The organism is Microbacterium sp. UBA7513 (genome assembly GCF_002478345.1).
Lineage (GTDB): Bacteria > Actinomycetota > Actinomycetes > Actinomycetales > Microbacteriaceae > Microbacterium.
The window spans coordinates 198333-216670 of sequence record NZ_DLNJ01000007.1 but is presented as its reverse complement, the minus strand read 5'-3'; the positions used below and the strand labels follow the sequence as shown (position 1 = coordinate 216670).

General features: G+C 70.5%; 24 protein-coding genes and 2 tRNA genes. 22 read left to right on the top strand and 4 right to left on the bottom strand.

The genetic code is table 11. From position 1 onward, the window contains the following. The first annotated feature begins 87 nt into the window (after positions 1-87). The 6 genes from B2W79_RS03890 to B2W79_RS03865 all read left to right on the top strand — a co-directional run bounded on the left by B2W79_RS03890 (position 88) and on the right by B2W79_RS03865 (position 3691). Positions 88-885 (top strand): inositol monophosphatase family protein, encoded by a 798-nt coding sequence (locus B2W79_RS03890; RefSeq protein ID WP_071327542.1) that lies wholly within the window; start codon positions 88-90, stop codon positions 883-885. Between the two features lie 239 nt (positions 886-1124). Next, complete coding sequence (locus B2W79_RS03885) at positions 1125-2273, top strand: M23 family metallopeptidase (protein WP_256209339.1); 1149 nt, start codon at positions 1125-1127, stop codon at positions 2271-2273. Between the two features lie 68 nt (positions 2274-2341). Beyond that, positions 2342-2413, top strand: a tRNA-Thr gene (locus tag B2W79_RS03880). A 32-nt stretch (positions 2414-2445) separates the two neighbouring features. After that, positions 2446-2519, top strand: a tRNA-Met gene (locus tag B2W79_RS03875). A gap of 359 nt (positions 2520-2878) precedes the next feature. Then, the gene (locus tag B2W79_RS03870) at positions 2879-3358 is read left to right on the top strand and encodes a hypothetical protein (protein ID WP_143049217.1); all 480 of its coding nucleotides are present in this window, start codon (positions 2879-2881) and stop codon (positions 3356-3358) included. Between the two features lie 171 nt (positions 3359-3529). Continuing rightward, a complete protein-coding gene (locus tag B2W79_RS03865; protein WP_177173776.1) occupies positions 3530-3691 on the top strand; it encodes a hypothetical protein in 162 nt (53 codons plus the stop codon). A gap of 6 nt (positions 3692-3697) precedes the next feature. On the opposite strand, the gene B2W79_RS03860 is transcribed toward B2W79_RS03865, so the two are convergent. Further along, positions 3698-5365, bottom strand: coding sequence for an MDR family MFS transporter (locus B2W79_RS03860; RefSeq protein WP_292787286.1), 1668 nt, complete (start codon positions 5363-5365; stop codon positions 3698-3700). Beyond that, positions 5365-5976, bottom strand: coding sequence for a TetR family transcriptional regulator (locus B2W79_RS03855; protein ID WP_292787283.1), 612 nt, complete (start codon positions 5974-5976; stop codon positions 5365-5367). Before B2W79_RS03855 ends, B2W79_RS03860 begins: the two co-directional genes overlap by 1 nt. Positions 5977-6151: 175 nt before the next feature. On the opposite strand from B2W79_RS03855, the gene B2W79_RS03850 reads away from it, so the two are divergent. The 9 genes from B2W79_RS03850 to B2W79_RS03810 all read left to right on the top strand — a co-directional run bounded on the left by B2W79_RS03850 (position 6152) and on the right by B2W79_RS03810 (position 10230). Next, the gene (locus B2W79_RS03850) at positions 6152-6589 is read left to right on the top strand and encodes an Asp23/Gls24 family envelope stress response protein (RefSeq protein WP_292787280.1); all 438 of its coding nucleotides are present in this window, start codon (positions 6152-6154) and stop codon (positions 6587-6589) included. After that, positions 6586-6777, top strand: a complete 192-nt coding sequence (locus B2W79_RS03845) for a DUF2273 domain-containing protein (protein ID WP_025104398.1) — start codon at positions 6586-6588, stop codon at positions 6775-6777. The genes B2W79_RS03850 and B2W79_RS03845 overlap by 4 nt, the downstream gene beginning before the upstream one ends. After that, on the top strand, positions 6774-7115 hold the full coding sequence (locus B2W79_RS03840; protein ID WP_292787276.1) for a hypothetical protein: 342 nt from the start codon (positions 6774-6776) through the stop codon (positions 7113-7115). Before B2W79_RS03845 ends, B2W79_RS03840 begins: the two co-directional genes overlap by 4 nt. Continuing rightward, entirely contained in the window at positions 7112-7678 is a 567-nt protein-coding gene (locus tag B2W79_RS03835) for a hypothetical protein (protein WP_292787273.1), read from the top strand. Before B2W79_RS03840 ends, B2W79_RS03835 begins: the two co-directional genes overlap by 4 nt. Continuing rightward, positions 7675-8373, top strand: coding sequence for a hypothetical protein (locus B2W79_RS03830; protein ID WP_071327528.1), 699 nt, complete (start codon positions 7675-7677; stop codon positions 8371-8373). The genes B2W79_RS03835 and B2W79_RS03830 overlap by 4 nt, the downstream gene beginning before the upstream one ends. A 14-nt stretch (positions 8374-8387) precedes the next feature. Beyond that, positions 8388-8561 (top strand): CsbD family protein, encoded by a 174-nt coding sequence (locus B2W79_RS03825; RefSeq protein ID WP_025104394.1) that lies wholly within the window; start codon positions 8388-8390, stop codon positions 8559-8561. A 117-nt stretch (positions 8562-8678) separates the two neighbouring features. Beyond that, complete coding sequence (locus B2W79_RS03820) at positions 8679-9245, top strand: RNA polymerase sigma factor (RefSeq protein WP_071327526.1); 567 nt, start codon at positions 8679-8681, stop codon at positions 9243-9245. After that, positions 9242-9844: an Asp23/Gls24 family envelope stress response protein gene (locus tag B2W79_RS03815; protein ID WP_071328045.1), complete on the top strand. Its 603-nt coding sequence runs from the start codon at positions 9242-9244 to the stop codon at positions 9842-9844. Before B2W79_RS03820 ends, B2W79_RS03815 begins: the two co-directional genes overlap by 4 nt. Then, on the top strand, positions 9841-10230 hold the full coding sequence (locus B2W79_RS03810) for a hypothetical protein (protein WP_292787267.1): 390 nt from the start codon (positions 9841-9843) through the stop codon (positions 10228-10230). Before B2W79_RS03815 ends, B2W79_RS03810 begins: the two co-directional genes overlap by 4 nt. Positions 10231-10247: 17 nt before the next feature. Here B2W79_RS03810 and B2W79_RS03805 read toward each other — a convergent pair whose 3' ends face one another. Continuing rightward, positions 10248-11093, bottom strand: coding sequence for an SDR family oxidoreductase (locus B2W79_RS03805; RefSeq protein WP_292787264.1), 846 nt, complete (start codon positions 11091-11093; stop codon positions 10248-10250). Between the two features lie 93 nt (positions 11094-11186). Between B2W79_RS03805 and B2W79_RS03800 the strand changes: the two genes are divergently transcribed. From B2W79_RS03800 to glmM, 7 genes are all read left to right on the top strand, one after another. Beyond that, complete coding sequence (locus B2W79_RS03800) at positions 11187-11552, top strand: winged helix-turn-helix transcriptional regulator (protein WP_071327524.1); 366 nt, start codon at positions 11187-11189, stop codon at positions 11550-11552. 98 nt (positions 11553-11650) lie between these two features. Next, complete coding sequence (locus B2W79_RS03795; RefSeq protein ID WP_071327523.1) at positions 11651-13189, top strand: APC family permease; 1539 nt, start codon at positions 11651-11653, stop codon at positions 13187-13189. 38 nt (positions 13190-13227) lie between these two features. Further along, positions 13228-14076, top strand: a complete 849-nt coding sequence (gene truA / locus B2W79_RS03790; protein WP_071327522.1) for a tRNA pseudouridine(38-40) synthase TruA — start codon at positions 13228-13230, stop codon at positions 14074-14076. Between the two features lie 53 nt (positions 14077-14129). Then, the gene (locus B2W79_RS03785) at positions 14130-14798 is read left to right on the top strand and encodes an endonuclease/exonuclease/phosphatase family protein (protein WP_071327521.1); all 669 of its coding nucleotides are present in this window, start codon (positions 14130-14132) and stop codon (positions 14796-14798) included. 192 nt (positions 14799-14990) lie between these two features. After that, positions 14991-15437, top strand: a complete 447-nt coding sequence (gene rplM / locus B2W79_RS03780) for a 50S ribosomal protein L13 (RefSeq protein ID WP_071327520.1) — start codon at positions 14991-14993, stop codon at positions 15435-15437. Between the two features lie 26 nt (positions 15438-15463). Continuing rightward, positions 15464-15949 carry a 30S ribosomal protein S9 gene (rpsI, locus tag B2W79_RS03775; protein ID WP_025104384.1) on the top strand — a complete coding sequence of 162 codons (486 nt, stop codon included), beginning with the start codon at positions 15464-15466 and terminating at the stop codon, positions 15947-15949. Positions 15950-15963: 14 nt separating this feature from the next. Then, positions 15964-17322, top strand: coding sequence for a phosphoglucosamine mutase (gene glmM, locus B2W79_RS03770; protein WP_292787252.1), 1359 nt, complete (start codon positions 15964-15966; stop codon positions 17320-17322). Positions 17323-17390: 68 nt separating this feature from the next. Here the strand turns inward: glmM and B2W79_RS03765 are convergent, their stop codons facing one another. Further along, the gene (locus B2W79_RS03765; RefSeq protein ID WP_071328043.1) at positions 17391-18320 is read right to left on the bottom strand and encodes a Ppx/GppA phosphatase family protein; all 930 of its coding nucleotides are present in this window, start codon (positions 18318-18320) and stop codon (positions 17391-17393) included. Positions 18321-18338: the final 18 nt, after the last annotated feature.

The window sequence follows — 18338 nt, the reverse complement described above, 5'->3', positions numbered from 1 at the left end:
CCCGGCCCCGCCCCAGCCGGCGTCGCCCACCCAGGGCGAGCCCCCGGCCTTCCCGCCGCCGCCGCCCGCACCCTCGCACCCGGCGCCGTGACCGACGTTCTCGAGCTCCGCGCGCTCGCGGCCGAGATCGCCGAAGAGGCCGGTGCGCTCGCCCGAGCCCGACGCCGTGAGGGCGTCCGGCTCGCCGCGACCAAGTCGACCCTCGCCGACATCGTGACCGAGGCCGACCGCGAGGTGGAGGCGCTCATCCGCGAGCGACTGCGCGCGGCGCGGCCGGCGGACGGCTTCCTCGGTGAGGAGTCAGGGGCGGCCGCCGGCGACAGCGGCATCACGTGGGTGGTCGACCCCATCGACGGCACGGTGAACTACGCCTACGGCATCCCGGCGTACAACGTGAGCATCGCGGCCGTCAGCGGTCCTGCGGAGCCCGACGCCTGGGAGGCGCTGGCGGCCGCCGTGCACGCGCCCGCTGTGGGGGAGACCTTCACGGCGGCGCGCGGCCACGGTGCCTGGTCGGACGGCGTCCGGCTCGCGGTGACCGAGGCGACCGACGCCGGTGCACTCCTGGCGACCGGATTCGGCTACGACCCGGCGACCCACGACGGCGACCTCGCGACGGTCCGTCGGGTGATGCCGATCGCGCGCGACCTCCGCCGCATGGGATCGGCGGCTCTAGACCTGGCTTACGTGGCGGCGGGCCGACTGGACGGATACTTCGAACGCGGGCTCAAGCCGTGGGATCACGCGGCGGGTGCCCTGCTCGTCCAGGAAGCGGGTGGGCGCGTGAGCCGGATCGACCGGGAATCGCCGCGGCCCTTCCTGATCGCGGGTGGCGTGACCCTGCACGACCGACTCCGGGATATCCTCGATGAGGAAAAACCCTGACCGATCCATGGCTTTCACAGGAGGATCGGGGTAGTGTTTACCCGATCGTTACTTTCACCACCCGAAGGTGAGAGTTGTCATTGCGCCCCCGAGCATCACGAACGACCGAGAGACTAGTTTTGCCCTTCGAGAACCCCCAGGCTGCCGCTGCGCCCACGCGCCGGTCCAGCCGCCCTCGCACTGCGGCCTCCGAGGCCTCGGCGAGCGGGTCGACGGCACCCCTCGCTGACGCGGAGACCGTGATCGCCCTCGCTGCTGTCATCCCGCTATCCCGTCGCGCTGCGCGTCAGCGCCAGGCCGAGGTGCCCCCGATCCCGGTCGCACCCGCGGAGCCCTTCATCGCCGCGGCTGCGCCCGCCATCGCCGATGTCCCCGCGGTGCCCGTCGTCGCCGAGATCGTCGAGAAGTCCGACGACGCGGTCCCGGTCGAGGACATCGCGCCGGCGTCCGAGCCCTTCGTCGCCGAGGCCGATGCCGAGGGGGACGCGTTCGAGCGGGCTTCCCGCGCCTTCCGCACCACCGGCTCCATCCCGACCGCGTCGACGTCCCGGCGTTCGGCCTTCGCCGCGAACACCGCATCGCAGGCCGCGCCGAAGATCGACACCGCAGGCCTCGCGGCCGTCGGCCCTCGCCGCACGCGCCGCATCCGCAAGACCCTCGCCGCGGGCGCCACTGTCGGCGCGATGGGACTCGCCGGGCTCCTGGCCGTATCCATGACCCTGCCCGCGGAGGCCGTCGCGGCCGCCCAGGGCGGATCGCTCGCCTCGACGTCCCTCGTCAGTGCAGCCGCCGCCGACGCGGCAAGCTCGGCGGAGGATGAGATCCAGGCTTTCGTCGCGCCGTCCGGCGTACAGAACGAGCCGCTCTCCCGCGCCGACAACTTCAGCACGGTCTCGCTCGTCGAGGTCGCCGCCGAGCAGGGCATCAACTACTCCGGTGACATCTTCACGAACGACCCGGATGCCGCCATCCAGTGGCCGTTCCTCGTGGGCGTCGGCATGAGCTACGGCTACGGCATGCGCAGCGGGCGCCTGCACGAGGGCATCGACTTCGTCCCCGGCAACGGTGCGCCCATCCAGGCCATCGCCGACGGCACCGTCCGCATCGCGACCGAGCAGGGTGGCGCCTACGGCGTCACGGTGTACATCGACCACGTCATCGACGGGTCGGTCATCACGAGCCACTACTCGCACATGCAGTACGGCTCGCTGCAGGTCAAGGCTGGCGACACCGTCAAGGTCGGCGACATCGTGGGCAAGACCGGCAACACCGGCCGCTCCTACGGTGCGCACCTGCACTTCGAGCTCATCGTCAACGGGACGACCATCGACCCGATGCCGTGGCTCAACAAGAACGCCGGACGCACGTCGCTCACCTCGGAGGAGTGACCGTCTCGATTTCATGAGGACGCCACAGGGATGGTATTCTCGTGTGGTTGCCCCGCGAGGGGCAGCACGCCCCGATAGCTCAGTGGCAGAGCACTTCCATGGTAAGGAAGGGGTCGTCAGTTCAATCCTGACTCGGGGCTCGGAGTTCGCATCTGCGATGCGGATGCCGTGCGGCAGGGTAGCTCAGTTGGTGAGAGCGCACGACTCATAATCGTGAGGTCGCGGGTTCAAGCCCCGCTCCTGCTACAGAATGAAACCCCCGGAACCTTCCGGGGGTTTTGTCGTTCCCCGCAGGCGGATCGTCTCTGCGATCGATCGCCGCTCGGCGCGACCGCTGCCTGACGAGCCACACGGACACGCGGACGTCGGAGCGCACATGCGGGAGAGGATCTGGCGGTGTCGACTGTCGCTCCCACTCGTGAAGCGGAGGCGTCGCTGACCCGGTTTGAGGAGGTCGCGCAGCGCCCGCTCGGATGCCCGGTTCGTCGTCTCCGACCTCCGTGCCGGGATACCGTCCTCACCCTGCGCGGAGCGTCCTAGAGTGTGTGACGCGTCGGCCCCACAGCCGGCTCCGAGATGGCGGGCATCGAGGGACGAGGTCTGCCGTGTCTGCACCCGATCGCCGTACGAGCATCGTGTTCCGGGACGCCCGCCGAGCCCTGGAGGAAGCCGTCGCGGACGGGCGCGGTCATTGCCTCGGGCTCGAGACGCTCGCGCCGCAGGAGTCCTGGGACGTGCTGGTCGCCGAAGGCTACGGGCGCGCGTTGCTGACCGGCGCCCTCGCCGGGGCGCTCGGCGGGCTGCTGCGGCACGGCGTGACCGTCGCCGACGTGCTGAGCTGTCCTGCTGTCCCTCTCGGGGTCGAACTCGGGCCGACCGCCCTTCGACTCGTCAGGGGATGGCTCGCGGACGGTGTGGCCGAGATGGACGATGCCGCCGTATCCCGGACGACGGTGGCCGGCGTGGCCGACGATCTCATCGGTGCCTCCGACGCGGCCCTGGCCGTCGGCGATGCCCACCGGGTGGCCGTGCTGGTGTTCGCGATCGCGGCGGTCGGCACCCACGCCGTCTGGCGTGCGGCGTGACGCGCGCTGTAGCGCCGACCGCGGACGACGATCATCCGCACGAGACCTCGGTCGGCCGGTTCCGTAGCCGCCGGTCGGGCGCCGGGCCTCGACCCGCCTTGTCAACCCCCTCGGTCCCGGTAGCCGGCCCGCCCAGACTGGCCGTCCGGATCCCCAACGTCAGGAGGCGCCATGTCCGACACGTCGAACAGCCAGGACGACCAGGAGGAGATCGAGGCCATCGGCGTCGACCCCGACTTCGTCACCACCGATCACGACCCCGAACCCGACGAGCTTCCGGCGACGGGCGGCGGGGAGGACGACGACGACATCGACGTCGCCGACCTCCCCTAGCGCGGGCTACCTGCCTGTGGGCGCCGAGCCGGTCTCTCCCGGCTCGGCGTCCGTGCGTCCGGCATCGACGCGCCCGGCCGTGCGGAGCTCCGCCTCCAGACGCTCCGCCTCCTCGCCGCTGATCGCCTCACCGCGGGCCACGAGTCCGGCCTGATCCGACAGCGGGATCTGCTTGAGGAACAGCGACAGGATGAGCGCGAGGGCGATGAAGGGCACGAGGTACCAGAACACCGGGGCGAGGGCATCCGCGTAGGCGGTGACGATGCCGTCGCGCACCTCGTCCGGGAGGCTGTTCAACGTGGCGGGGTCGATCGTGGATGCGGCCTCGGACGCGGCCTCCGGGGATGCCCCGGCGCCGGCGAACACACCGAGGAGGTTCTCGGTCAGCCGCGTCGTGAAGATCGTGCCGAACACCGCGGTCCCCAGCGAGGCACCGACCTCGCGGAAGTAGTTGTTCGTGCTCGTGGCGGTGCCGATCTCGCCCGCCGGGACGGCGTTCTGCACGACGAGTACGACGACCTGCATGATGAGGCCGAGCCCGGCGCCGAAGACGAACAGGAACGCGCAGATCAGCCAGATCGGCGTTTCCGCCGACAGGGTGGTCATGGCGACCATCGCGATGCCGGTGATGATGGTGCCGAGGACCGGGTAGATCTTGTACTTCCCGGTCTTCGAGATCGCGATGCCGGAGAAGATCGAGGTCCCCATCAGGCCCACCATCATTGGGATCATCAGCAGCCCGGACGCGGCGGCGGATGTGCCGGACGACATCTGCAGGAACGTCGGGACGAAGCCGATCGCCGCGAACATGCCGATGCCGAGGACGAGGCCGATGGCGGTGGCGTTGACGAAGATCGGGTTGCGGAAGAGGCTGAGCGGGATGATCGGGTCCTGCACGCGCGACTCGGTGATGACGAACGCCGTCGCCGACACCACGAGGCCGGCGCCCCAGGCCCAGGTCGCGAGGGAATCCCAGCCGAACGCGGCGTCGCCGCCGAAGTCGGTGAAGAAGATGAGGCAGGTCGTGGCGGCGGACAGGAAGAGCACGCCGAGGACGTCGATCGGCTTCTCCGCCTTCTTGCTGGGGAGCTTCAGGGCCACGAGGGCGATGAGGAACGCGGCGATGCCGACCGGGATGTTGATGTAGAACGCCCACTGCCAGGTCATGTGGTCGACGAAGAAGCCGCCGAGGAGCGGTCCGGCGACCGCGGAGAGGCCGAACACCGCACCGAGCGGGCCCATGTACTTGCCGCGCTCGTTGGCCGGCACGATGTCGGCGATGATCGCCTGCGAGAGGATCATGAGTCCGCCGCCGCCGAGACCCTGGAGGGCGCGGAAGACGACGAACATCCAGAAGTCCGTCGCGAACGCGCAGCCGACTGATGCGAGCGTGAACAGGGCGATCGCGACGAGGAAGAGCGACCGCCTGCCCAGCACGTCGCCGAACTTGCCGTAGATGGGCATGACGATGGTGGTGGCGAGCAGGTACGCGGTGGTGATCCAGACCTGATGGTCGACACCGCCGAGCTGGCCGACGATGGTGGGCATCGCCGTCGACACGATGGTCTGGTCGAGGCTCGCGAGCAGCATGCCCGCGATCAGGGCGCTGAAGATGATCCAGATGCGGCGCTTCGTGAGGAGGAAGGGCGCATCCGCGGTGGCGGTGGCGGACATCAGTGGTCTTTCTCTGAAGAGGAGTAGAGGTCGCGCGCGAGGCGCAGCCGGCGGGCGATGAGGTCGGCGAACGGTTCGGTGGAGTGGTGGTGCAGCAGCTGCTCCATGCACAGGCGCACGAGCGCGCCGACGGAGTGGACGAGCACCTCCGCGCGCAGCTCCGCGTCGGGCCCCGTGTCGATGCGGCGGGCGACGAGGGCGATGTCGCGCCGCTCGTGCTTCTCCTGCTGCTCGAACGCCGCGCGCAGCAGTCGCGGCTCCTGTTCGATGACGGCGAACAGTTCCGCGGCGTGCTCGATGGGGTCGAAGAGGGCGAAGCGCTCGACGGTGAGCTGCACGAAGTCGTCCAGGAGATCGCCGTCGCGCTCGAGGAAGACCGCTTCGAGCTCCTCCTGGCGGGAGTCGATGACGGCGAACCCGAAGACGGCGTTCTCCTTGCTCTCGAAGTAGTTGAAGAACGTGCGCCGGGAGACGCCGGCGTCGGCGCACAGCTCCTCGACCGTGAAGCCGGCGAAGCCCCGCTCGGTGGTCAGGCGGCGCGCGGCCTCGGTGAGGGCGCGCGTGGTCCGCCGCTTGCGCTGTTCGCGGGTGGATTCTGCACTGTTCTCCATAAAGTGCAACTTTGCACTCTCAACCTTAGAGTGCACTGAGAGTCGCCGCCGAAAGGCGAACCGAAACTCGTTCGGAGAAGTTTGTGACATTCTGTGCTCCCCGACCGTCTTAGTGGTGTCGTGAGAACACGGCCCGCGCGGGAACCGCGTGGTCACACGGATGAAGGAGCTCGAGATGGCGAACGTGACTGGGGGCACCCAGCCCAAGGCTCAGGTCGTTCCGACGTCGCAGGGGGCGGCGGGGAAGACCACGATCGAGGATGCGGTGGTCGCGAAGATCGCCGGCATCGCGGCGCGGGAGGTCGACGGCGTCTACGCACTCGGCGGTGGCGCCGCACGCATGATGGGCGCGATCCGCGACGCCCTCAACACGACCGACCTCGCGCAGGGGATCAGCGTCGAGGTGGGCGAGACGCAGGTGGCCGTCGACGTGACGATCGTGGCGGAGTACCCGGTGTCCCTGCAGAAGGTGGCCGACCAGGTGCGGGCCGCGATCCACCGGGCCATGGTGGAGCTGGTGGGCATGGAGGTCGCCGAGGTGAACGTGACCGTCAATGACGTGCACATCCCGTCCGACGACGACGACGAGGCACCGGAGGCGCGAGTCCAGTGAACGCCTCGGTGATCGGCGGAGCTGCGGCGACGGTGCTCGCGCTGACCTGGATCGTCTGGGGGTTCTGGGCGTTCCTGCTCGTCACCCTCGCGATGCTCGTCGGCGCCGTCGTCGGCCGCATCGTCGACGGTCGCCTGGACGTGCGGGCGCTCGCCGACGTGGTGCGCGGGCGGCGATCGTCCTCATGAGCGTCATGCAGACGGGCGGGCCGACGACCGTGGCGGGGGCCACGGTCGTCGAGGCCCGGGCGCTGCACCGGCTCGCGGTCGGAATCGTCCGGGATGCCACGCGGGTCGGCGCCGGAGACGTGAGCGTGCAGCTCGCGGACCGCCGCGGCGACCTGAGGGTGTCCGTGGAGGTTCCGGTCGTGCTGACTCGTCAGGGCACCGACCCCGTGAGCGCACGGGCGGACGCCGTCCGCGACGCCGTGGTGCAGGGAATGCGCGACCTGGCAGGGCGACGCGTGGGAGCGGTGGATGTGCGCTTCCGCGGCGTCCGACGGGAGATGCAGAGGAGAGTGAGATGACGGCGAACACAGCGACGGCGCGGCGGCTGCTGCGTCGAGAGGCGAGGGCGACCCGCCGGGGCCCGGCTATCGCGCTCGCCGTGGTGCTGACGGTGCTCCTCCTCGTTCTCCTGGGCGGCACAGTCGGCGGGTCCCTCGACGAGGGGTTCCGCACGCAGGTGCGGGCGTGGTTCGCATCCGTCGCCGCGATCGCGCACACGGCGCCGGCGCTGCTCACGGCGGGCGCCGTGCTCGTCGCGCTCGCCCTGCTCCTGCTCGGAGCAGCGGTGCTGCCCGGTCGTCGTGCCCGCCGCACGCGTCTCGACGCGCGGGCGGCGCTCGTGATCGACGACGGCGTGCTCGCCGACGCCGTCGCGGACGGCGTCGCACGCCGGCTCGGAGTGCCGCGCGGACAGACGAGCGTGACCGTGGGGCGTCGCACGGTTCTGATCCGGGTCACGCCGACGAGCGGTGTGCCGGTGGATCCGGCTGCCGCGGAGGACGCGGCGGGGCGCGTTCTGGACGAGGCCGGGTTCCGGCTCTCGCCGCGAGTGCAGGTGGCACCGGAAGGGGTGATCGCATGACGTCGGCAGGGACCGTCGCGAACCGGATCGTCCTCGTCGGAGGAGCCGCGATGCTCCTGGCCGGGGGCGTCGTCCTCCTCGCTGCGGGACTGCGGGGCGCGGGGGCGCTTCCGGCCCCCGCCGAGGATGTGCTCGCCCAGGCCGACGGTGTCGTGGCGTGGTCGGGGGCCTGGGGTCTCGAGATCCCGGGCGCCGGCTTCGTGCCGCTGTGGGCGCTCGCGGGGCTCGCCGCCGCGGTGCTGCTCGTCGTCCTCCTCCTCGCGTTCCTGCTCACCCGCAGGCCGCGGCGGGAGCGCACCCTTCTCCGGCTCGCCGGTGAGGGCGGCACCACCACCGTCGACCGGAGTGTGGCAGAGCAGCTGCTCGCAAGCCCCCTCGCCGATCGAGCGGACGTGCTGGCCGCCCGGGTGACGAGCCGGAAGGTCGGTCGCGACATCGCCCTCGGTCTCGTGGTGACGCCGCGCCCCGGCGCGGCCCTGGGGCAGGTGCTCGCCGCCGCCGACGCCGTCGTGCAGGAGTGGGACGCCGTCACGGGGACGCGGATGCCGCTCGTCGTGCACATCGCCGACCGCGGGTGGCGAGAGCTCTTCCGGTCGCGGCAGCGGATGCGCCGCTCGCTCGCGGCCACGCAGACGACGGCACCGCACGAGCGGAAGGCCGCACGGACGTCGACCCCGACCGTCGGGGTCGTGTGAGGAAAGGAGGCGCCATGAGCGCGGAGGACAAGATCAAGGCCGCAGCCGAGAAGGTGGCCGGCAAGGCCAAGGAGGTCGTCGGCGAGGTCACCAACAACGACAAGCTCGTCGCCGAGGGCAAGGCCGAGCAGGCCAAGGGCGACGTCAGGAACGCGGCCGAGGATGTCAAGGACACGTTCACCAAGTGACGGAAGGGGAGGAGACGCCCGGAGGGGCGTCTCCTCCGCCCGCGCGCGTCGGGTCGTCTCGATCCGATCCGGCGTGGGCGCCGAACGGCTGGTGAACCGTGAACGAGGGGTGGGGGAATGGCAGCCGATCGCTGGGGCGAGGCGCTGGAGCAGGCCGGGGACCGCATCGTCGCCGGTCGTGCGATGGATGGGGACGTCGCCGCGTTCGCGGTGCTCGTACGCAGGTACACCCCGATGATGCGGGCGTACACGCAGCGGATGCTCAACGCGTCGGCGGAGGTCGACGACATCGTGCAGGACGCGTTCGTGACCGCATGGCAGCGGTTCGGCGAGCTGGAGGATCCGGCGAAGGTCAAGAGCTGGCTCATGCGGATCGTGAGTCGCAAGGCGGTGGATTTCCTGCGCCGTACGCGGCCCGCCCTCGACGTGGACGAGCTCGATCGTCCGGCACCGCCGCAGACCACGCCTGATGCGGTCGTCGAGGCGCGAGCGGGCGTGGCGGCCCTCGGTGCCGCTCTGCGTGAGCTCCCGGAGGCCCAGCGCGAGTGCTGGGTGCTGCGCGAACTCGGCGGCTACAGCTACGACGAGATCGCCGAGGAGCTCGGCATCCCCGTCAGCACGGTGCGCGGACTGCTGTCCCGCGCGAGACGATTCCTGATCACACGGATGGAGGGGTGGCGATGACCGAGCACCACGAGGACGATCGGCTGCGCCGCCTCGGCCTGGAGCCCGCCGACCTGGACGGGTACACGATCGACGACCTCAGCGACTACCTGGAGGCCGGACGCACCCCGAGGAACCCTGCGATCGAGGAGTCTCCGGGGTGCCAGCTCGCCCTCGACGCCCTGGAGAGACTGCGGGGTCTCGGGACCGCGCTGATGGACGAGGAAGCGGCGTCCGCACCGCCCGCGGACGAGAGCTGGGTGGACCGGATCCTCAGCGGCATCGCGATGGACGCCCAGGCGGGACGCCGCATCCCCTTCGCCGACGACGATCCGGACGTGGACCTGGCCATCACCGAGGGCGCTGTCCGCGGACTGATCCGTGCCGCTGAGGAGGCTGTGCCCGGCGTGCTGGTCGGCCGGTGCCGGCTGGACGGCGACGTCACCGAGCCCGGAGCGCCCGTACGCGTGGCGATCGACGTGAGCGTGCGCCTCGGCGACCCGCTCCGCCGCGTCGCCGACCGCCTGCGCGCAGAGGTGGAGGACCGGCTGCGTCGTCATACCGACCTGCAGGTCGCGGCGATCGATGTCGCGATCACCGACGTCAGGGAGGGGGCATGATGACCGGCGCCCAGCTGTCGAAGGAGGAGCGCGCGGGTCTCGCGCTCCGGATCGAGGCGGCGCTGCGCGCCTGCTCCGGGGTGCGCGGCGTGTACCGATCGGGGTCCCTCGTCTCCCACCTCCTGCGTGCGGGCGCATCGGTGTGGGGGAACGAGCGCGGAGCGGAACCGATCGTGGCCGTCGCTGCCGGAGCGGACGGTGTGGCGGTGGAGGCGGCGATCGGCGTCGACGGGCGGGTGCGCAGCGTCGCGACGCTGCGGCATGCCGGTGACGCCGTGGACGCGGTGCTGCGTGCCGAGGGCCTGCGCCGCGGCAGCATCACGCTCACCGTCGCCTACGTGCAGAGCGCCGTGGAGCCGGCGCCGGGGGAGCGCCGCCGTCGGTGACGGCGGCGCTCCGCGGGTCAGACCAGGCCGCGGAGGCCCTCGACGAGCGGCGTCGTCGGGCGGCCGATGAGGCGGCGGAGGGTGCCGTCGGTGTCCGCGAGGGCGCCGTCGCGGATGCCGGCGTCGAGGGCGACGACGAACCCGGCGGTGCCCTCATCGAGGCCGGCGGCACGGAGCGCCGCGAGCTGCTCGTCTGCGGACAGCGGGACGAAGGCGACCTCGCGGCCGGTGACCGCTGTCATCGCGGCGGCCAGATCGGCGTAGGTCCACGCGACGTCCCCGCCGAGCTCGTAGACGGCACCGAGGTGGCCGTCCTCGGTGGCGACGACGGCCGCGGCCTCGGCGTAGTCCTTCCGGTTGGCGGAGGCGACGCGGCCCTCCCCGGTGCCGGCGCTGAGGGTGCCGGTCTCGGCCGCGCGCGCGAGGTCGGCGGCGTAGTTCTCGGTGTACCAGTTGTTGCGAAGGATCACCGCGGGCAGGCCCGCGGCTGCGATGAGCTCCTCGGTCGCCTTGTGCTCGGGGGCCAGGACGAGCGAGCTCGTGCTGGCCTTCGGAGCGCTCGTGTAGATGAACTTCGACACGCCGGCGTCCTTCGCGGCCTCGATCACCGCCTGATGCTGCGCGACGCGCTGGCCCACCTCCGAGCCGGAGATGAGCACGACGGTGTCCACGCCGTCGAGCGCCGCCGCGACCGACGCCGGGTCGGTGTAGTCGAGACGGACGACGGGCACGCCGAGGTCGGCACCCTTGGCGACGTCGCGCGCGCCGGCGCGGATCGCCTGTGGGTCGATGCCGCGCTCGAGCAGGGCGGCGACGATGAGGCGGCCGAGGTGACCGGTCGAACCGGTGACGAGGATGGTCATGGGAGTCCTTTCGTAGCTGACTCCCCGGACAACCCCCGCACCCGAGCCGCGCATTCCTTTCGGCGGGTACCCACTTTTCGGTAAGGTACCCACATGACGGTGAGTTTTGCGCAGATCCGCGACTCGCAGCCCGCTCTCTTCGATCAGGGGTGCGGCACGCGGGTCGTCCTGGACCACATCATGAGCAAGTGGGGCGTTCTGGTGCTCTCCTGCCTCTCCGACGGCACGCGGCGCTGGGGCGAGCTGCGTCGGGAGGTCGACGGGATCAGCGAGAAGATGCTCGCGTCGACCCTGCGCACGCTCACCGACGACGGCCTGGTGCACCGCGAATCGCTGCCGACCGTGCCGCCGCACGTCGAGTACAGCCTCACCCCGCTGGGGCGTGACCTCATGGAGCGGATGCTGCCTCTGATGGAGTGGGTGGCGGCGCATGCCGATGGAATGCTCGGGCGCGACTGATCCACGGAATCCTTCGCGTATCCTCACGCGGCACGTGGAATCCGTTGCCGGAACAAAAAGATTGACGGGATACCGCGGCCGGCCGTACTGTTCAGAACATGGCAACGACGCCCATCCACCTCGAACGCCCCGACGGCAAGGGCCTGGCTGCAGGCACCCTCGGCCTGTGGGGATCCACCGTCATCGGGCTCGCCTCCACGGCCCCCGTCTACTCGCTCGTCGCGACGCTCGGCTTCGTCGTGCTCGCCGTCGGCGCCCAGGCGCCGATCGCCTTCATCATCGCCTTCGTGCCGATGCTGCTGATCGCCTTCGCGTACCGCGAGCTCAACAACGCCGTCCCCGACTGCGGCACCACCTTTACCTGGGGCACGAAGGCCTTTGGCCCCTGGGTGGGCTGGATGGGCGGCTGGGGCGTCGCGGTCGCCGGCATGGTCGTGCTCGCAAACCTCGCGCAGATCGCCTCCGTCTACTTCTGGTCGCTGATCGGCCAGGACCTCGAGAACAACGACTGGCGGGTCGTCGTGGTGGCGGTGCTGTTCATCGCCGCGATGACCTGGGTGAGCTGGCGCGGCGTCGAGATCGGCGAGCGCATCCAGAACGTGCTCCTCGCGATCCAGTACCTCGCGCTGGCGATCTTCATCGTCGCCGCCCTCTGGCAGTTCTTCACGGGCGACGCCCCCGACGCCACGCCGTTCGCGTGGGAGTGGCTTAACCCGTTCGGCTTCACCGACTGGTCGGGCTTCACGGAGGCGATCCTCCTCGCGCTCTTCATCTACTGGGGGTGGGACACCTGCCTCGCCCTCAACGAGGAGACGAAGGACCCGAAGCGCATCCCCGGCCGGGCCGCGGTGCTCACCTGCATCATCCTTCTGGTGACGTACGTCGCGGTGACGATCGCCGCGATGATGTACGCCGGGCTCGGCGAGGACGGCACGGGGCTCGGCAACGAGGCCAACGCCGACGACTTCTTCCTGGCCATCAAGGACGGCCTGCTCGGACCGTTCGGCTGGGTGCTGGTGGTCGCGGTCATCATCTCGGCGATCTCGTCGACCCAGACCACCATCCTCCCGACGGCCCGCGGCACGCTCGCGATGGGCGTGTACCGAGCGCTCCCCGCGAAGTTCAAGGACGTGCACCCGGTCTACAAGACACCGTCGTTCTCGACGATCGTCATGGGCGTGGTGGCTTCCCTCTACTACGTCGGCATGACCCTGATCAGCGACAACATCCTCCAGGACTCGATCCTCTCGCTGGGCCTCGCGATCGCGTTCTACTACGCCATCACCGGCTTCGCCTGTGTCTGGTACTTCCGCGCCGACCTGCGCCGCTCGGCCCGCGACCTGTTCTTCAAGGGCATCTTCCCGCTGCTCGGGGCGCTGCTGCTGACCGGGGCGTTCGTGCAGTCGGCGATCGACATGTGGGACGTGGACTACGGCTACACCGTGCTCTTCGGCATCGGCGGCACGTTCGTGATCGGCATCGGGTCGCTCGCGATCGGTCTGGTCCTGATGTTCCTCTGGTACCTCTTCCCGCGGTCGAAGCGGTTCTTCCGGGGCGAGAGCCTGAACCGCGAGACCGAGGTGATGGTGCCCGAGGACCCGGGCGCGATGATCCGCTCGGTCGACGGCGGCATCTGAGGCGCAGGGTGCGCGCGAGGCTGTCCTAGGCTGGCCTCGTGCGCATCCGGCTCGACATCGCCTACGACGGTACCCATTTCCGCGGCTGGGCGACGCAGCCGACGCTCCGCACGGTGCAGGGCGCGCTGGAGGCGGCTCTCGCCCGGATCGTGGGCTCCGCGGTGCGGTTCGTCGTCGCCGGACGCACGGATGCCGGCGTGCATGCGAGCGGACAGGTCGCGCACGTGGATCTCGACGAGGCGCAGTGGGCGCGGATCCAGGCGCGCCACGGCCGCGCCGCCGAGGATCCGGCGGGCAGCATCGCCGCGCGGATGCGTGGGGTGCTCGGCGCCTACCCCGACGTGACGGTCATCCGCTCCTCTCTCGCCCCCGAGGGCTTCGACGCGCGCTTCTCCGCGGTCTGGCGCCGCTATCGCTACCGGCTCGCCGACGACCTCGCCGGGTACGACCCGCTGCGACGGCTCGACACCACCACCATCCGGGGCCGGCTGGATGCGGAGGCCATGGACGCCGCCGCCCGGACCCTCATCGGTCTGCACGACTTCGCCGCCTACTGCAAGCCGCGCGAGGAGGCCACCACCATCCGTACGCTGCTCGACTACCGGTGGCAGCGGGACGCGGAGGGCGTGCTCGTGGCCGAGGTGAAGGCGGACGCGTTCTGTCACAGCATGGTGCGGGCGCTGGTCGGCGCGTGCGCCGCCGTGGGGGAGGGGCGGCTCGATGTGGACGACCTCGTCGTGCTCCGCGATGCGTTGACGCGGACGAGCGCGTTCAAGGTCCTCGCCGCCCGCGGTCTCACGCTCACCGAGGTCGGGTATCCGGCCGACGAGCTGCTGGCGGCCAGGGCCGAGCAGACCAGGGCCCGACGCGACCGCGAGAGCGACTGAACGCCGGGCTCGGGAGCCGGGGCACAGATGGGGCGGGTAGCGTGGGGACGATCATGAAGGTCATCTCCTACAACCTGCGCAAGCACCGCGCCGCGGGCGAGCTCGCGGCGCTCGTCGATGAGCATGATCCCGACATCCTCTGCCTCCAGGAGTGCGACGTCCCGGAGCTTCCGGATCGGATCGGCGGTCTCGTCCTGGCGGATGCGACGCAGGGCAACAGGCTCGGCCTCGCTCTCTTCTATCGCGAGAGCACCTACCGTCTGCTCGGCATCCGCACCCTCGGCCTGAAGAAGTCGCTGCACGATCGCATCGCCAAGCCCGCGCACGAGCGGGTCCTCGGCGCCCGCCTGCGCGACATCGACGATGGCGGAGAGTTCATCGTGGCGTCCTTCCATGCCGCACCCCTCACCGCGCTGAACTCCTTGCGCCGGCACCAGATCCGCGCCGCGCTCGCCGAGCTCGCGACGCTGGGCGAGGGGCTGCCGCAGCTCATGGTGGGGGACTACAACTACCCCGTGTTCAAGGAGAATCTCGGGCAGGCGGTCCGAGACCAGGGCTACGCCCTGTCCCTCAGCGACGACCACACCTACACCCGCTACCGCGTCTTCCGCGGACACTACGACTTCGCGACCTCGTCCGGCTTCGAGATCGAGCGCATCACCACGCTGCCGCAGCGGTCCAGCGACCACCGCCCGATCCTCGTGACCGTCCGGCCGGACTGACGACGCCGGTCCGAGCCGGTTTGGGAATGCCGTTCCGGTGGCGTATGCTGACTCTTTGGTGCCCTTCCCTGCCTGCGGGGAAGATGCACATCCGAACGTGAGCCCTCCACTGGCGTGTTCCTCCCCATCGGGAAGAACCACCCCGGAGTGGGATTCACGAACACCTCCGTTCGACAAGAAAGCAGCACTATCGTGACGCGCACTTACACCCCCAAGGCTGGCGAAGTCCAGCGCGACTGGGTCGTCATCGACGCCACCGACGTCGTTCTCGGCCGTCTGGCTTCGCACGCGGCGACGCTCCTGCGTGGCAAGCACAAGCCGACCTTCGCCAACCACATCGACTCGGGTGACTTCGTCATCATCGTGAACGCCGAGAAGGTCGCGCTCACGGGTCAGAAGCTCCAGAAGAAGATGGCGTACCGCCACTCCGGCTACCCGGGCGGCCTCAAGGCTGTCAGCTACGCCGAGCTCCTCGAGAAGAACCCGGTCCGCGCTGTGGAGAAGGCCATCCGCGGCATGCTTCCGAAGAACAGCCTGGGCCGCCAGCAGCTGTCGAAGCTGAAGGTGTACGTCGGTGCCGAGCACCCGCACGCCGCGCAGCAGCCCCAGCCGTACACCCTCGACCAGGTCGCCCAGTAAGCGCCGTACAGACTAAGGACATACTCGTGGCTGACATCCAGGACTCCACCGAAAACCTCCAGAACTTCTCGACGTCGACCCCGGAGACCGACGCGGTCGAGGCGGCTCCCCGCCCCGTGCTGAGCGTCCCCGGCGCCGCTGTCGGCCGTCGCAAGCAGGCCATCGCCCGCGTGCGTCTGGTTCCCGGCTCGGGCACCATCACGGTCAACGGCCGTACGCTCGAGGACTACTTCCCGAACAAGCTGCACCAGCAGCTCATCAACGACCCGTTCACCGCGCTGAACCTCGCCGGTGCCTACGACGTGATCGCCCGCATCTCGGGTGGTGGCGACTCCGGCCAGGCCGGCGCCCTGCGTCTCGGCATCGCGCGTGCCCTCAACGGCATCGACGCGGAGAACAACCGTCCGACCCTGAAGAAGGCCGGCTTCCTCTCGCGCGACGCCCGCGTCAAGGAGCGCAAGAAGGCCGGACTCAAGAAGGCCCGTAAGGCGCCTCAGTACTCGAAGCGTTAAGGTCCACTGCTCCGATGCCGATCTTTGGCACGGACGGCGTGCGAGGACTCGCCAATGGCATCCTCACCGCCGACCTGGCGCTCACCCTGGCCCAGGCGACTGCTGTCGTCCTGGGCCAGGGCCGTACGGCGGAGGCTCGCAAGGCCGAAGGCAAGCGACTCACCGCCGTCGTCGCCCGTGACCCGCGGGTCTCCGGGCACTTCCTGACCGCTGCGGTCGCCGCGGGCCTCGCCTCCTCGGGGGTCGATGTCCTCGAGGCAGGGGTCATCCCGACGCCCGCACTGGCGTTCCTCGTCGCTGATCGCGATGCGGACTTCGGCGTGATGATCTCCGCATCGCACAACGCGGCGCCCGACAACGGGATCAAGATCTTCGCCCGCGGCGGCCGCAAGCTCCCCGACGTGGTCGAGCAGCGCATCGAAGAGGCCATGCACGGCGAGATGCTGCGTCCGACCGGCGCCGGCGTCGGTCGCATCGACCGTTTCTCCGACGCGGAGGACCGCTACGTCGTCCACCTGCTCGGCTCGCTGCCGCACCGTCTCGAGGGCGTCCACGTCGTGCTCGACTGCGCCCATGGTGCCGCCTCCGGAGTCTCTCCCGAGACGTTCCGCGACGCCGGCGCCGAGGTCACCGTGATCGGTGCCGACCCCGACGGCTGGAACATCAACGACGGCGTCGGCTCCACGCACCTCGACAACCTCGCCGAAGCCGTCGTCCGGCTCGGCGCCGACGTGGGCATCGCGCACGACGGCGACGCTGATCGCTGTCTCGCGGTCGACGCGCAGGGCAACGTCGTGGACGGCGATCAGATCATGGCGATCCTGGCCCTGTCGATGAAGGAGCGCGGACGCCTCACCGACGACACGCTCGTCGCGACGGTCATGAGCAACCTCGGTCTGCACGTCGCGATGCGCGAGCACGGCATCACGGTGCGCCAGACGGCCGTCGGCGACCGTTACGTGCTGGAGGACATGAACGAGGGCGGGTACGCGCTCGGCGGCGAGCAGTCCGGCCACGTCATCATGAGCGAGTACGCGACCACGGGCGACGGCCTGCTCACCGGGCTCCACCTGGTGGCCGAGATGGCGCGACAGGGCAAGTCCCTCGCGGAGCTCGCTTCGGTCATGACGGTCTACCCGCAGCTGCTGATCAACGTCCGCGACGTCGACAAGGATCGCGTCGCCGAGGACGAGGTCGTGCAGCAGGCGGTGCGCGATGTCGAGGCCGAGCTCGGCGACACCGGGCGCGTGCTGCTGCGCAAGTCCGGCACCGAGCCGCTCGTGCGCGTGATGGTCGAGGCCGCCGACTCCGAGTCGGCCCGGGCCTACGCAGAGCGTCTCGCGGCCGTCGTGCAGGAGCGCCTCGCGCTCTAGGACTGTCGTCTCCGAACCGGTCGGTCGCCTCGGCGGCCGGCCGGTTCGTCGTCTCCGGGCCGAGGCGGTCAGCCGCCGAGCTGTTCGATGTACCGCAGCAGCACGCCTTCACGCAGCGCCCATGGCGAGACCTCCAGCTCCTCCACGTCCAGCGCGCCCATGGCGGCATGCAGCGACACCGCCGCCGCCACGATCTGGAAGGTCCGGTCGGGCGTGATCCCCGGGAGCTCCTGCCGTGCCGACGCGGGGAGGCGCGCGAGACGCGGGATCCACGACCCGAGGGACTCGCGGGGGAGCAGCATCCGCTCGATGCCCGACCAGCCGGGGACGGGGTAGCCGACGAGCCGGGCGAGTGAGCGGATCGCCTTGGAGGAGCCCACGACGTGGTCCGGTCGGGGGAGGCTGCGGAACCGCGAGGTGACCGCGTCGAGCGTCGTCAGGGCGTGCGCCCGGAGGCGCTCCACGTCGCCCTCACCCGGAGGGTCCTGCGGAAGGAACTGCACGGTCATGCGCCCGGCTCCGAGCGGGACGGACGCGGCGACGTCCGGAACCTCCTCGGCACCGGCGGCGATCTCCAGGGAGCCGCCGCCGATGTCGAGGAGCAGCAGCTGGCCGGCAGACCACCCGAACCAGCGCCGCACGGCGAGAAACGTGAGCGCGGCCTCGGTCTCCCCGTCGAGCACCTGGAGCGGCTGGCCGAGGACGGCCTCGATGCGGGCGATCACCTCGGCCCCGTTGCGGGCATCGCGGACGGCGCTCGTAGCCGTGGCGAGGAGCGCGTCCACGCGTTCCTCCTCCGCCACCCGGCGCGCCTGCGCGACGGCTGCTTCCAGGGCCTGCACACCCTGCTCCGCGATCGCCCCGTCCGGTGTGAGGTAGCGCATGAGGCGCAGCACGGTCCGGTCGCTCGTGGTGGCGAGCGGTCGTCCGCCCGGCCGCACGTCGGCGGCGAGCATGTGGACGGTGTTGGATCCGATGTCGAGGACTCCCAGGCGCACGGGATGAGGATACTCGCG